This window comes from Nocardia sp. NPDC004278 (genome assembly GCF_053602975.1).
This window is the reverse complement of sequence record NZ_JBSGEQ010000021.1, coordinates 1-13,833: the sequence shown is the minus strand read 5'-3', so window position 1 is coordinate 13,833 and position 13,833 is coordinate 1. Positions and strand designations below refer to the sequence as shown.

The 13,833-nt window shown below is 66.6% G+C and carries 15 protein-coding genes; 5 read left to right on the top strand and 10 right to left on the bottom strand.

The window, feature by feature from the left end:
- Positions 1-484: 484 nt before the first annotated feature.
- Together ACWEO2_RS27955 and ACWEO2_RS27950 are read right to left on the bottom strand one after the other, a co-directional pair.
- On the bottom strand, positions 485-1,336 hold the full coding sequence (locus ACWEO2_RS27955; protein ID WP_452408039.1) for a dienelactone hydrolase family protein: 852 nt from the start codon (positions 1,334-1,336) through the stop codon (positions 485-487).
- Positions 1,337-1,490: 154 nt separating this feature from the next.
- Positions 1,491-1,673, bottom strand: a complete 183-nt coding sequence (locus ACWEO2_RS27950) for a hypothetical protein (protein ID WP_452408038.1) — start codon at positions 1,671-1,673, stop codon at positions 1,491-1,493.
- 230 nt (positions 1,674-1,903) lie between these two features.
- Here ACWEO2_RS27950 and ACWEO2_RS27945 point away from each other — a divergent pair, with 230 nt between their 5' ends.
- On the top strand, positions 1,904-3,499 hold the full coding sequence (locus ACWEO2_RS27945; RefSeq protein WP_452408037.1) for an ABC-F family ATP-binding cassette domain-containing protein: 1,596 nt from the start codon (positions 1,904-1,906) through the stop codon (positions 3,497-3,499).
- A 72-nt stretch (positions 3,500-3,571) separates the two neighbouring features.
- On the opposite strand, the gene ACWEO2_RS27940 is transcribed toward ACWEO2_RS27945, so the two are convergent.
- Positions 3,572-4,612 carry an alpha/beta fold hydrolase gene (locus tag ACWEO2_RS27940; RefSeq protein WP_452408036.1) on the bottom strand — a complete coding sequence of 347 codons (1,041 nt, stop codon included), beginning with the start codon at positions 4,610-4,612 and terminating at the stop codon, positions 3,572-3,574.
- Positions 4,613-4,699: 87 nt separating this feature from the next.
- Positions 4,700-7,411, bottom strand: a complete 2,712-nt coding sequence (locus tag ACWEO2_RS27935; RefSeq protein WP_452408035.1) for an AAA family ATPase — start codon at positions 7,409-7,411, stop codon at positions 4,700-4,702.
- Between the two features lie 130 nt (positions 7,412-7,541).
- Between ACWEO2_RS27935 and ACWEO2_RS27930 the strand changes: the two genes are divergently transcribed.
- The 4 genes from ACWEO2_RS27930 to ACWEO2_RS27915 are packed head-to-tail and all read left to right on the top strand — an operon-like array spanning position 7,542 to position 9,655.
- Positions 7,542-7,970 (top strand): hypothetical protein, encoded by a 429-nt coding sequence (locus ACWEO2_RS27930; protein ID WP_452408034.1) that lies wholly within the window; start codon positions 7,542-7,544, stop codon positions 7,968-7,970.
- Positions 7,970-8,872 (top strand): alpha/beta fold hydrolase, encoded by a 903-nt coding sequence (locus ACWEO2_RS27925; protein ID WP_452408033.1) that lies wholly within the window; start codon positions 7,970-7,972, stop codon positions 8,870-8,872. Before ACWEO2_RS27930 ends, ACWEO2_RS27925 begins: the two co-directional genes overlap by 1 nt.
- A 5-nt stretch (positions 8,873-8,877) precedes the next feature.
- Entirely contained in the window at positions 8,878-9,018 is a 141-nt protein-coding gene (locus ACWEO2_RS27920) for a hypothetical protein (protein WP_452408032.1), read from the top strand.
- A gap of 49 nt (positions 9,019-9,067) precedes the next feature.
- Positions 9,068-9,655, top strand: coding sequence for a DUF308 domain-containing protein (locus tag ACWEO2_RS27915; RefSeq protein ID WP_452408031.1), 588 nt, complete (start codon positions 9,068-9,070; stop codon positions 9,653-9,655).
- A 407-nt stretch (positions 9,656-10,062) separates the two neighbouring features.
- Here ACWEO2_RS27915 and ACWEO2_RS27910 read toward each other — a convergent pair whose 3' ends face one another.
- The 6 genes from ACWEO2_RS27910 to ACWEO2_RS27885 all read right to left on the bottom strand — a co-directional run bounded on the left by ACWEO2_RS27910 (position 10,063) and on the right by ACWEO2_RS27885 (position 13,091).
- Positions 10,063-10,344, bottom strand: a complete 282-nt coding sequence (locus tag ACWEO2_RS27910) for a hypothetical protein (RefSeq protein WP_452408030.1) — start codon at positions 10,342-10,344, stop codon at positions 10,063-10,065.
- A gap of 11 nt (positions 10,345-10,355) precedes the next feature.
- On the bottom strand, positions 10,356-10,784 hold the full coding sequence (locus ACWEO2_RS27905) for a hypothetical protein (protein WP_452408029.1): 429 nt from the start codon (positions 10,782-10,784) through the stop codon (positions 10,356-10,358).
- A gap of 70 nt (positions 10,785-10,854) precedes the next feature.
- The gene (locus ACWEO2_RS27900) at positions 10,855-11,172 is read right to left on the bottom strand and encodes a hypothetical protein (RefSeq protein WP_452408028.1); all 318 of its coding nucleotides are present in this window, start codon (positions 11,170-11,172) and stop codon (positions 10,855-10,857) included.
- 2 nt (positions 11,173-11,174) lie between these two features.
- The gene (locus ACWEO2_RS27895) at positions 11,175-11,498 is read right to left on the bottom strand and encodes a hypothetical protein (protein WP_452408027.1); all 324 of its coding nucleotides are present in this window, start codon (positions 11,496-11,498) and stop codon (positions 11,175-11,177) included.
- Entirely contained in the window at positions 11,485-11,718 is a 234-nt protein-coding gene (locus ACWEO2_RS27890; protein ID WP_452408026.1) for a hypothetical protein, read from the bottom strand. Before ACWEO2_RS27890 ends, ACWEO2_RS27895 begins: the two co-directional genes overlap by 14 nt.
- A gap of 197 nt (positions 11,719-11,915) precedes the next feature.
- Entirely contained in the window at positions 11,916-13,091 is a 1,176-nt protein-coding gene (locus ACWEO2_RS27885) for a helix-turn-helix domain-containing protein (protein ID WP_452408159.1), read from the bottom strand.
- Positions 13,092-13,833 lie beyond the last annotated feature (742 nt).

Genomic DNA, 13,833 nt, shown 5'->3' with positions numbered 1-13,833 from the left:
CTTGCGGCCACGGCGTCGGCCGCGCTGGCCCGCCAATGTACGGCGACCTCGCAATGCACGATGCCCCCGCCGTCCCTTTCAGGTCTGCGCACAGCCACCCATACCCGACCCCCAGATATTGGACAAGCGATCACCATGCGCTGATGCAGGTAAACGTCGAGAGCACCCCTGCATCAGCACATTCTCGACCGATGAAGGGGTGGGTTTGTTGGGGGTGGTGGGGGATCGTCTCGGGGGTTTGCGGATGCCGTGCTGCTGGGCCCGATGCGGTGCTCGCACCTTTGGCCGTTGTTCGCAGTTGGCGGCAGTCCACTCACGCGGCTCGACCGGGTACTTCTTCGACGGGTATCACAGTCCGGGGGGCGGGCAGACTCGTGCCGCCGTGCCCGGGTAGACAGACCACCGCGACCAGCGATGCTGATGCCGCTATAGAGATCGAGCGTCCGGTCCGGGTGCTGTATCGAGGGGTGCGGCGCCATCGCTATCACCGCATGGACGTGAGGAGCCTGCTGCGTAGGTACGCCAGGATCTCGTCCCGAGCTTGCACGGTCGGGTGCCCTTCCTCGTCTACGAAGTGGGCGGTCACCACGCTGTGTGGGGTCTCGACCGTGTCGCGGAAGAACGGGGGCGGCTCCGGGTTGGCGTACTCGCCCGGGATTACGCGGCCGTCGAAGCGGTCGCCGAGGAGTTGGCGGTAGGCGGCGAAACGTTGGGCTGTGCACCACTTGTCGCCCTCGAAGCGGTAGGCGAGCGCTTGGAGGTCGTCGCGTTCGAAGCGTCGCTTGATTGCGGAGGCGTCGTCGGGGGACAGCTCCAGGGCGGCCGGGTTGTCCAGGGGGAGTGAGGGGTGGTTGACGACCGGGGCGATGACGGAGGGTTCGAGAGTCATCGTGAGTGCGAAATTGCCGGTGAAACACATACCGATCGCGCCGACACCCGGACCGCCGCACTCTTCGTGTGCGACCCGCGCCAATGCTCGCAGCCACACCGCGATCGGGCTGGTCTCCCCGCCGCCGAAGGCGCGGAACTCCTTGCTGATACACGCCCGTCTCGTGATCCGGTCCCCGAGTTCGACGGTGGGGTATGCGCCGTCGACCCCGAACAGCGACGGCATGTACACCGTGAATCCGGCATCGCGCACCCACCGGGCGAGTCGCACCACGTCGGGGCTGATGCCGGGCATCTCCGGCATCAGGATCACCGCCGGACCGGACCCGGCCACGTAGACGGTCTTCTCCGCGCCCTCCAGCGAAACCGCCCGTCGGGCAAAGCCATCCAACACACTGTCATCCCCAGGCTGCACGATGGACCCTTTCTCGAACTGGCGCACTGTCATTCACCATCCGGCGCGGGCAATTGTCAAGACCGCTGAATCGGTGCTCGGTTTCGGCATGATCGGATCGTGGACGTTCGATTCGGAGCTGGCACCTATCGCGACTGATGTGGCCCCCTGGAACTGATCCGCGCTTGCGAGAGCTGAAGCAGAGTGATCATCGGGAGGTTGCACCGATCGCCGCGATCACCCGGGTCAGATCGGTACGGTCACCATCAACGGTGCACCGATCGGATTCGACGATCCCTTCGGGGGCTTCAAGGCCAGCGGGATCGGCCGGGAGTACGGAGCCGTGGGTCTGGGCCAGTACACCGAATACCAGACCATCACCGTCTGACACCGCTGGTAGGGTGGTCACGTGCTCACCGAGGAAGTCGACAGAATCTAGCCGCCCAGTCGAAGGCGGCGCTTCCCATCGCACATTCTCCCTCGGTGTCTTCGAACGGCCCGAGACATTCTCGCCTTCGCCTGCCTCCGCAAAGTTCCGAAATCACGCGCGCCGACGGTCACCTCGACCACGGCGTGAAACTTGCGGCCGCTCGTTCGCGAGCAGGAAAGAGTCGACGACCCATGTCCACCCCCATGTCCGCTGCGATCACCTTGCAGAATCTGTCCTTCGAATGGCCCGACGGCACCGTCGCGCTGTCCGGGCTCAACGGAACGTTGACCACCGGGCGTACCGGTCTGGTCGGCCGCAACGGCGCCGGGAAATCGACGCTGTTGCGGCTGATCGCCGGAATCCTGATGCCGACGTCCGGGCGCATCGAAACCACCGGTGCGGTGGGTTACCTCCCGCAGACCCTCACCCTCGGCCGCGAGGCCACCATCGCGCAATTACTCGGTATCGCTGGCCAACTCGCAGCCCTACACGCGATCGAGTCCGGCGAAACCGCGGACGAGCACTTCGAGACGATCGGCGACGACTGGGACATCGAATCCCGCGCTGACGAGGCGCTACACGAAATCGGTTTCAGCGCAGGCGATCTGGACCGCAAGGTAGGGGAGATCTCGGGTGGTGAAGCCGTGCTCGTCGCGATCACGGGACTGCGGATCCAGCGCTCCCCGATCACCCTGCTCGACGAGCCGACCAATAACCTCGACCGCGAAACCCGGGCCAAGCTGGCCGAATTCGTGGATTCGTGGCCGGGCACCCTCGTCGTGGTGAGTCATGATCTCGAATTGCTCGAGCGGATGGATGCCACCGCGGAATTGCGTAGCGCGGCGCTGGAGGTGTTCGGCGGGCCCTACAGCGTCTGGAAACAGTACGTCGAACAGGAGCAGGCGGCGGCCCTACAGGCGGCTCGGACCGCTGAACAGGCGTTGAAGGTCGAGCAGCGGCAGCGGATCGAGGCCGAGACCAAGCTCGCCAGACGTGAGCGCACCGCCCGCGCGACACAGCGGGACGGGGGGATTCCGCGGATTCTCGCGGGCAACCGGGCCAGCAGGGCGCAAGGGTCGGCCGGGGCCATGCGCACCACTCTCGATGCGAAAGTCCTTGCGGCCCGGGACATCCTGGATGCCGCGTCCGCTCGGGTCCGCCGCGACGAACACATCCATCTCGAACTGCCCGATCCGGATGTGCCGCGCAGTCGCCGCATTGCGGAACTGAGCGACGGTGACCGGCGCGTCGTCATTCAGGGCCCGGAACGCGTCGCCCTGATCGGCCCCAACGGTGCGGGCAAGTCGACGCTGATCGAGAACCTGCTCGCGGGCCGCCACCCGGAACGCGGCACCCTGTTCACCGATCGGGTGGGATATCTGCCGCAACGTCTGGACAGCCTGGACGAGCAAGCCAGCGCGCTCGACAACGTCCACGCGGTGGCCACCGCCACCGCGCCCGCCACGATCCGCAATCGGTTGGCCCGCTTGCTGCTCCGCGGCAGCAGTGTGGAACGGCCCGTCTCGACGCTGTCGGGCGGTGAACGCTTTCGCGTGTCGCTGGCGCGCTTGTTATTCGGCGACCCGCCGGCGCAGCTGCTGATTCTGGACGAGCCGACCAACAACCTCGACATCGCCAGTGTCGAGCAGCTGGTCGAAGCTCTCGCCGACTATCGTGGCGCGATCCTGGTGGTCAGCCACGACTACCCGTTCCTGCGCAGGATCGGGATCGACACCGTCGTGGAGCTCGAACGCAGCGGCCGCATCCAGCAGCGCGGCGCCCTGTAACCGCGTCCGGCTCCGGGCACACGCAGTGCCCGGAGCCGGATATCGACTGCACGGCAGGGGGTTCTGCGCCCCTCACAGACGGTCGGCGTCGATGATCGCCTGGGCGAACGGGTGCGGCGCTTCCTGCGGGACGTTATGCCCGATGCCGTCGAGGATGCGGTGCTCATGTTTGCCGGTGTACTTGGCGGCATACGGTTTTCCGTCCTTGGCCGCACCGTCGAAGTCGCTGCCGATGGTGATGGCGGGCACGGTGATGGCCGGTCCGGTGGCGAGTTGCTGTTCGTAGGCGTCGTATTGCGGTTCGCCCGGTGCCAGGCTCAGCCGCCACCGGTAGTTGGAGATGACGATGTCGACGTGGTCGGGATTGTCGAAGGCGGTTGCGCTGCGGTCGTAGGTGGCGTCGTCGAAATTCCATGCCGGGGAGGCACGCTGCCAGATGAGCTTGTTGAAATCGTGTCGGTTGCGGTTGTAGCCGAGGCGGCCGCGTTCGGTGGCGAAGTAGTACTGATACCACCAGCCGAGTTCGGCTTCGGGCGCCAGCGGCTGCTGCTGTGCGGCCTGCTGGGTGATGATGTATCCGCTCACCGCGACCATTGCCTTGACGCGTTGCGGCCACAGTGCGGCAATGATGTCGACCGTGCGTGCGCCCCAGTCGAATCCGCCGAGGACGGCCTTGTCGATGTGCAGGGCATCCATGAAGTCGATGATGTCGCGCGCGATGGCCGACTGCTGTCCGTTGCGCACGGTCTGCGCGGACAGGAAGGTGGTCTCACCGTAGCCGCGCAGGAACGGGACGAGCACCCGGTATCCGGCCGTGGCCAGCAGCGGGCCGACATCGGCGTAGCTGTACGCGTCGTAGGGCCAGCCGTGCAGCAGGATCACGGGTTGCCCGGTGGCGGGCCCGAATTCGGCGTAGGCGACGGAGAGGACACCGGCGTCGATCTTCTTGATGGGGCCCAGGCTGGTGTTGGCTCCCGATCCCGCCCGCAGGGCCGCGCCTGGCGTTGCGGTCGCGGGCGTGGAGGAGGAGTCCGTGGAGCAGGCGCTGAGGGTAGCCGCGGCCAGGACCGCCGCCAGCACTCCACTGAAAATTCGTCGTCGGTTGATGTCCATGCCATCGACGCTAGGCAGCGCACCGGCGGCGCCGCGTGCGTCGGATGACGTAATCGGTGTCGGTCGGTTCCACCGGCAACCGGTTGATCAATCGGCCGCGTCCGAGGTCGGCAGCAGCGCTGCGAGGTCCCCGCGTGAACTGATGCCGAGCTTCGGGAAGATGCGGTGTAGGTGGGTGCTGACGGTCCGGTGCGACAGGTACAGCCGCTGCCCGATCTCCCGATTGGTCAGCCCCTGTGCCGCCAGTTGCGCGATGCTCAGCTCGTGCGGGGTGAGCCGTTCCCGGGCGTCCGGGTCGCGATTCGGGCTGGATTCTCCCGCGCTACGCAGCTCCAGGCGGGCCCGTTCACTCCACGCGGCGAAGCCGAGGGCGTCGAAAATCTCTCGGGCCATGCGCAAATGGGTACGGGATTCAACGACGCGGCGCTGTCGCCGCAGCCACTCGCCATAGGCCAGATGCAGGCGGCCGCGTTCGGCGGGCCAGCCGGTGAGATCCGCCGCCAGTGCGGCGGCGAACAGCTCCCCGGCCTTGTCACCGGCGAGAACCGCTCGGGCGTAACGCATTCCGATGTGCAGAGCGGGCGATGACGTGGACGCCGCCGTCGGCTCCAGTTCGCGCAGTAGGTCCGCCATGGCGTCGGTTCGCCCGGCGCGGACCGCGGCCTCGGCGAGTTCGGCGAGGAAATACGCACACAACGCCGGTGAATGCGACGGGTCGCGCGGATTGTGGATGCGGGCCAGATCGGCGTAGGCGTCATCGAATCGGCCCTCGCCGAGCGCGATGAGCGCCCGGGTGAGCTGCACGGTGGCCAGCACGGGGCGCGCGCCGGCAGCCAGTCCGATCCGTTCGGCGTCGGCCGTGAGCGTCGCGGCCTGCGTGTAGTCCCCACGCAGAGCCGCGATTTCGGCCTGCACCGTGGTGACGGTCGCATGCATGAAAGGCTGCCCGGTTTCCCGGGCGAAGGCCTCGGCCTCGGCTGCGATGGGCGCGGCGGCGGCGAGGTCACCGACCCGGGCCAGGCTCCAGGCCTGGATCGCGAGTGCCCGGGTCAGCAGCCCCAGTTGGCCGGCGGAACGGAATCCGGGTGCGGCCGCGCCGGCGAAGTGTGCCGCGAGGTCGAAAGCGCCGACCTGATAGGCCGCGCTGCTGAGAAAGTGATCGGCCGCTGCATCGCGCCCCGTGGTCGCGGCCAGCACACGCAGGTGGCCGAGGACCTGTTCTCCGCGCTCGAACGGGGCCACGATCGAGTCGATCGCGAGCTTGCGCGGATCACCGTCGGGGATGCCGACGGTGTCGGCGACCGCGAGCACCGCGCGTCGGATATCGGGCCCGGGTTCGGACCAGAAGCACCGCGCTGCCGCACCCCACAGGATCCGCAGCGCGGCATCCGGAAACCCGTCGGCGGCGACGGAGGTCGCGAGCGCGGCCAGTTCACCGATGTGCGAAGGATTGTCGCGCATTCCGTCCTCGAACCCGCTGAGCACCCACTTCGCGGTCGCCTCCTGCCCCGCCGTGAGGGGGAGCGTGCGCGCGGCGCCGACCAGCCGTTCGACTGTGTCGCGGTGACCGGAGTCGACGGCCAGTTCGGCGGCGCGCAGCAGGCGATCCGCGCGTCGACCGGGGGTGACGCTCAGGGCCGCGGCGCGTTCCAGCGCCGCGACCGCGCCGCCGCGGTGCCGGGACCGTTCGGCGGCGTCCTCGAGGGCCGCGGCCACGTCTTCGTCGGCGCCAGCGGTTCCCGCCGCACGATGCCACACCTGGCGTTCCGGCAACTCACCGAGTGTTTCGGCGAGTGCCAGGTGAGCGCGGCGGCGCTCCGCGGCGGTCGCCGCTGCCGCGAGGGCCGACCGAACCAGCGGATGGCGGAAGGTCACCGTGCCGGAACCGACGCTGATCAACCGGGCCGCCACGGCAGGCGCGAGCACCTCGGATGTCACCGCGGATTGCAGGAGGATCCCTGCGGCAGTGAGTGTTTCGGCGGCCGAGTGGCCGTCGTTGAGGGCCGCGACGAGCATCGCGGACCGGGTCGGCCCGGGCAGTGCGGCGCCGCGCGTCGAGAAGGCCTGTTCGAGACGTTCGGTCAAAGGCAGCGCCAGGGCGGTGTCGGTGAGATCCGCTACGGCCATCGGCAGTTCGGTCAGCGCCAGCGGGTTGCCGTGGGCCTCGGCGAGCACCCGGTGGCGGACCTGAGCGGGCAGCTCCGGTGCGGTGCTGTCGAGCAGTGCGTTCGCATCGTCCTCGGGCAGCGGGCCGAGCCGCATGACGGTCAGTCCGGCATCGCGCAGCGGTGAGGTCGTACCGACACGCAGGGTAGCGAGCATGGCAACGGGTTCGGAGTCGATGCGGCGTGCGACGAAGGCGAGGACTTCGGCGCTGGCGAGATCGAGCCAGTGCACGTCCTCGGCGACAACCAGTGCCGCTCGGTCGGCCGCGGTATCGGAGAGCAGGGTCAGGGCGGCGAGCCCGACCAGGTGGATGCTCGGCTCGTCGGTGGCATCCGACATGCCCAAGGCGGTCGCCAGCGCGTCGAACTGACGCGGCGGCAGGGCGTCGAACTCGCGGCGCAGCGGGTACAGGAGTCGATGCAGTCCGGCGAAGACGAGATTGCGTTCGGCTTCCACTCCGGCGGTTCGCAGCACCCGCAGCCCCGCGACGGCCGCGGCGGCGGCGGTCTGCTCGACGAGCGTCGACTTCCCGATCCCGGGTTCGCCTTCGATCAGGATGCCGCTCCGGTCGCCGGGGCCGTCCACGAGGGCGGACAGGTCTTTCAGTTCGGTATCGCGTCCGAACAACGGCATGGTGCGGAATCCTCCTCCGAGCCCCGAGAGGCTATGCGGGTCCCGCGGAGACCCTACCGAAACGGGATTACGTCAACACAGCGTCATCTGACAGATTCGGCGCCATGCCGACGGCGGCGAAGGTATTTCCATGGCTACCGTCCGTTTTCACCTGATGTCCACGCTGTCTCCCGCCGAGGTCATGCACGTGCTCACCGACTTCGGGCCCACCCGTCCCGAGGTGTGGCCGAGCATCGACGCCGAACACTTCGTCGTCCACGACCGCGGCGACACCTGGGCCGAGGTCACCGAGGGCACCGCCGCCGCGTGGGAACGCGCCCGCTACGACTGGGATCCGGCCGGTGACACCGTCACCGTCACCACGCTGGATTCCAAGCTCTTCGGCGCGGGCGGTGGCTGGGTCTTCCGAATCACACCGGATCTGCCCGGCTGCCGCGTCGATGTCGAACTGACCCGGACCCCTCAGGCGTTCAAGAGCAAGATCCTGGCGGCACTGCTGCCTCTGGTCGGGCCGTCCGCGCTGCGCAAGTCATTCGTCGGCCCGCTGCGGGCGGCGTGATGTCCACACCGCCTTCGATCCGCGAGACCCTCGTGCCCGGCACCCACACCTTCGACTCCGACGGCATCTCCCAGCGGTATCACGTGTACGGCAGTGGGCCCGTCTGCGTTGCCCACCCCGGCGGCCCCGGGATCTTCTGGGACTACCTGCGCATGCCCGCCCTGGAGGAACACCTGACCATGGTGTACGTCGAGGCGCTCGGCACCGGCGAATCCGGCCGCCTGCCCACCCATCCGCACGGCTACACCCGCGAGCGCTACAGCCGCGCGCTGCAACGGCTGATCGACCACCTGGGCGTGCCCGAGGTGTATCTGCTCGGCCACTCGCACGGGGCGTTCGTCGCCGCCTATCACGCACTGCACCGACCGACCGGGGTCGCGGGCGTGGTCCTGTACGAGGGCGCACCTGTCACCGGCCCCGAACACGGGGCCGAAGCCACGCGCCGAATCCAGGAGTTCGCCGCCGCGCACGCGGACCGGCCCGAACTGGATGAGGTACTCGCGGCATTCGCTGCCATGCAGGCCATTTCGAGCGACGAACAGACCCTCGCCGTCGCGCGCGGCATCCTGCCGTCCTACTTCGCCGACTACTGGGGAAATGAACAGCGGTGGGCTGGCTTCCGGGCAGGCCTGCGGGCGAGCTATATCTCGGGACTGGACGCGGACCTGTCTCCCGATCTCATCGATGACCGCGCCGATCTGCCGAACCTGACCGTCCCGGCCCTGGTCATCGTGGGCCGCCACGATGTCATCTGCGGGCCGCGCTGGGGACGGGAACTGCACGAACTGATCCCCAATTCGCGACTGGTCGTTCTGGAACACAGCGGGCACATGGGGCATCTGGAAGAACCCCAGCGCTTCGACTCCGCGGTCCGGGAATTCGTCTTCGCACCCAAGGAGTGATCGATATGTCCCCGTTTCGCGCGTTCCGATGGGGCGAGCAGCGCAGTGTGGCAACGGTTTTCGCGGGTACGGCGGCGCTGTGGATCTGGGCCGAGCTCGCGGTACTGCACGGGCGGGGACCCACCGTACCGGATCTCATCGGCTAGCGATTCCACTGCCTTTGTTCATTCACACCGATCGAATGGAAGAGTTTTTATGAACACCACTGCGGTACAGCCTGTTTCGACGTCCGAACGTTCGTCGATGATCCGCCTGTATCTGGTCCGCGGCTTCCTGGCGATAGTGTGGGCAATCGCCTTCGCCGCGGCCCACGACCCCCTGAACGCCGTCGCGCTCACCCTCCTGATCGCCTACCCCCTGATCGATGCGGTGTCCTCCGCCATCGACTATCTCGCGGTGCCGGACGGCTCCGAACGCCGCGTGACCGCCCTCAACGGCGCACTGAGCACCCTGGTCGCCCTCGCCCTCGGCATTGCCGGAACCATTGGCGGTGTGGCCGCGGTGCTGGCCGTATTCGGTATCTGGGCAACGATATCCGGTGCGGCTCAACTGGCCGTCGGCCTCTACCGCCGCGGCCCCACCCTGGGCAAGCAATGGCCGACCCTGATCTCCGGCGGCCTATCCTTCCTGGTCGGCGCCGTCTACGTCAGCCAAGCCATCGGCCCCTCCCCATCTCTGGATGTCCTGTCCGTCTACGCCACCGGCGGCGGCATCTTCTTCATCGCACAAGCCGCACTGCTGGTTTGGAAGTCGCGGTCCCAGCGGACGACCGGACCGGCGTAGAACACCTCCCAGTCACGGTCAGCTGTTCGGCCCCGGCTGGACTGATAAAGCCCAGCGCGAGAACGCATGAGGTGGATCCGACGGTCAACCAGTCGAGCATCGCCTGTATACGATCGGGCGGCTTCGGCTGCCGATCAGGCGGAGTATCGGCGGCGTAGGCAGGTCTGTGCCGGTAGACGACGATATGGCTTTGACGAGAGGCGGCCAACTCCCCGGCCCGTCGGTGAGCCGGGGAGTAGCCGTGGCGGTGTCCAGTGGCGTCGGAACGGAGCGAGCGGCGCATCGCCGAGATTCGGGCCGGAGACGGTGCCAGGTGGGCGAGTCGGCTGGCACCAGATAGAGCCCCGCCTCTGGTGATTCGGAGGCGGGGCGCAACCGGACCCCGGACGCTATCTGGATTACCCGCCTTACTTCTCCAGCTTCTCCAGCATCCAACTGCCGACGGCGTACATGTCATCAGCGGGGATGGCGCGCGTGTAGTGCAGGGCCGGGGTTATCCAGCGGATCCGACGCCATCCACTGGCCGGACGGATGACCCACCAGCCGTACTCGCGGTAAGGATTCCACTGGTTCTCGCCGGTGTAGCCGGGCTCGCGGGGGACACGCCTAAACCGGTAGTACAGGTTGTGACGCAGCCTAAACCAGCGGCCCTGCCTGGTCGGGCCGCTGCTGATATGGAGCAGCTTCATCGGGGCCAAATCTAGCACTGGATGAAGGTGGCTATGGTCCCGTTGCGGCCCTCATCGGTCCCGGTGTCCCAGGTAGCCCGCATGACGATCTTGCCCTGCCACACGCCGGGTACGCAGTCCAACGCCATCGCGGCGACGTTGAGGTGCGGGTTGGGGATTTGCGTGGAAACGGCGGGCTCGCCCTTCGGTTGCGGGTTGCTGGTGCCCGACCGATGCCATAGCCGCAACTCGATACGGAACGCGATCGGGGCAGGGGTGCATTTCACCACTCCGCCTACGACGACGGCGTCGTGCAGCACGTACGGCTCCTTGTTGAACGCGAAGGTGCAGACACCGCCAGTGGCCTGCGCGACCGGCGTGGTGGTGAGCGTCTGCACGCCGAGCAATGCGGCGCTGACAGCGACAACTGTGACGGCTGCCCGAATCACGTTGAATCTCATAGATATCCCTCCATTACCTACTACTCCCGCACCCCACGGGAGAGATCAGAACCGCCTCGAACGAGGCGCCCTACCGCTCGACATATGCGGCGGGCCGCAGCACCCCCGCGTCGATCAATGTCCAGACAGCCTCATGTTTTGCGCCGCATGAGTCTGCGTCGCAGTTGATGCGCTGACGGAATACGCGGCGCGCTTCATCGACGCTGTACGGATGATCCGGCGCACGGTGGCACTGGTCGCGAGCGATGCGCGCGAGTATCTCCGCGCTGGGACGCTCACCGTCGACGTGCACCGGGCGGTCGACGAGGTACGGCAGTACGTAAAAGAGCACGACGCCCAACGTCAAAACCCCGGCGACCGTGCCGCATACAAGTCCGGTCGTCGACACGGCTAGTCAACCTCCGTGTCGTCGATCGAGATCGGCTCGACCGTGATCACTGCGTGTTCGTCGATCTCGTGGTGGTCATCCAATTCGAACGCGAACGTCTGGCCGACATACCCGCGGTCGTCAACTGGCGCCCACGATCCGTCGTCGTGCTGCAACCAGCCCGCCGGTCGGCCGATTCTGTCGTTGGCGTCGCGCAGCGCGAAAACCAGTGCGCCGCTTGCACGCTCGATAGCGGCTGTGCAGTAGCGGCAAATGCCGGTGTTCGGCTCGGCATCCTCATAGGAGCAGCGGGGGCAGCGTTTCGCTGTCGGCTCACCGAGCGCCATGACGCACCCCCTCGTGTGTTTCATGCTCGGGCGCAGGCAGACGTGCCCACTCGCGGACCGCGTCCGCGAACAGCTCGACCACATCGCCCGGTGCACCGCAGTAGGTACCGGGCGGGCCGACGAAGGGATCGCGTTGCGGAAGTTGTGAAAGCGCCGAGAATTCGGCGTATTCGTCGTCTGACCCCATGCCTTTGCCCTCCAGCTCGTCATTGATGAGCACCCGACGCCGAGGGCTTCAATGGCACCGACCGCGGGGCTCACATCGCGGTCGGGATGCCGGATAAGGGGGTTTGGGTTTCGGTCATCACCCGGCGTCGGGGCTACTGCAAGCCTCACGCCGTGGGTGGGAAAGTGTCTGTGTCACTTCCGGAATCAGTTCACCGAAAGTGCCACAAAAGTATGTGATGAGCTACGAATTCAGTACTCGAGACGGACCAGCGCGGCCAGCTCGCGCATTTCATCGGTGAGGGTGCGATGTTGCTGGACGATCGTCCCGAGGATGTCACGCGCATAGCGCTGCTGCGCAAGCCATTCCGGTGCCGCCGTGCGGAGTTGCTGCAACGTGTGCATAGCGTCGCCGTACTGGCGCAACTGGGTGTGCGCGTTGGCAACGTCGAGCCGATGCCGGAGACGACCGGCCGCGGTCGGCGAGAGTACGGCTGTCGGAAGGCGTTCCGCGATGGCGAGCGTCTTGCTCGGCTGCTCGGCGATTACTGCGCATTCGCCGGTGATCTGCGCGACTGTGACAGGTCCGAACAATCTGTTTGGATTTGGGTCATACAGCACCTCGCGGCCGATACGGTCGGCCGCTGCACGCGCCAAGCTCAACGCATCCTCGGTCTCGCCGGGTGAGTTGTCGCGTACGCCAACGTTTGCGACGTACAACCACAGCCGACCCCACAGCGCGAGCTGTGAAACCGTAGCGCGCGAGAACCGCGGCTCGATGTCGTCGGCCCACTTCACTGCCAAATCGCGCGCAATGTCGAGCCTGCCTTGACGGAGGGCGGACCAAACCAGAACATTCACCGAACCGACCGCTATTCCGCGATCAGGGGCGGCATCGATGGCTTGGTCCAATGTCATTGCCGCAATATCGAATTGCCGATTCTGCGTCAGCATCCAGCCGGTCATACTGAGTAGGCGGGCGCGTATCGCGCGGCCTTCATGATCTGTGAGAGCCTCGGCATCGCGCAGCAGCGCGGGGAGCACTGCCGAGATCTCTCCGTATCGGTGCTCGTCGATCATCGGCATCAGTGCCTCGTACGCGGCGTGCACGCCCGCGTTCGTCGGCTGCTCGTCGACAGTGTCGTTCGCGTCCAGACCGGCGAGTGCTCGACGCACAGGCTCCCAGATATCCGACGTTCCGGCGTCGGCATATTCGGCGTCGGCTTGTCCAGCCTGAAGCGTCGACGTACGCGTCCGGAGCGCGATAGCGAGCTTCCGTAATGTTTCCAAACGGACATTTGCCCGGTCGCCCTGCTCGAGCTTCCGAATCAACGACAGCGAAACGCCAGAGTTGCTTGCCAATTCGCGCTGACTCAACCCGCGCCGCTTCCGCGTTGACTTAAGTCGGTCCCCAAGATCCGCGCTCATGTACACCACGCTACGGCTGTTTCGCAACCACGTCACTGGGTCGGTCTGTTAGTCCTCGGGCAGTCGAGGTTTTTGGACGCCATCCACAGGCGCCGTTGAGATCTCCGGTGACGACGCCTGGCATTGTTCTCTCCCCCTGGCCACGAATCTTCGCACCTTCCCTGGGAAGTCGCGGCCTCGTCGGCAGTACCTGAGGCCGCGAAACAGCGCCCCTGGGAGTCGGGGCTGCACACCGACGCGGGGGCGAACTACCGTGCAGGTTCTATTCACATTACGAAAGGTTCGAAGCCATGTTGTTCATCTCGATGGCTTTAGGGTTGTTCGGCCCACTGCTGGTACCCACAGGAAGCTCGGACTGTTGGATGGACAGCACTGCTCCCAGGTGCTGGCCCCACTAGATTGATTCTCGCAACTGGGTGGGCGGAATTGTCGCTCACCCCAGTTGCCTGTCCCCGACTTGCGCGCTAGGCATCACACCACCCTGTGCCCTGCGCGCGGCTCGTCTGGCAATCGAGTTACCGGACACAGCACCGGCGCTGCACGGCGGTGGTGGACATGCCGGACTGATGTCGGCTCGCAACTGCACTGACACCACCACGCGAACACTCGCTCTTCGGCATTTCCGTACGCCGCAGGTGCCGAGGTGTACTAGGTCGTGTCTCCTAATGATTTGAGCCATTCCACGATGAGGGCCAGGACGAATCCGGCGCGGTAGGTGATGGCCAGCTTGTCGAAGCGGGTC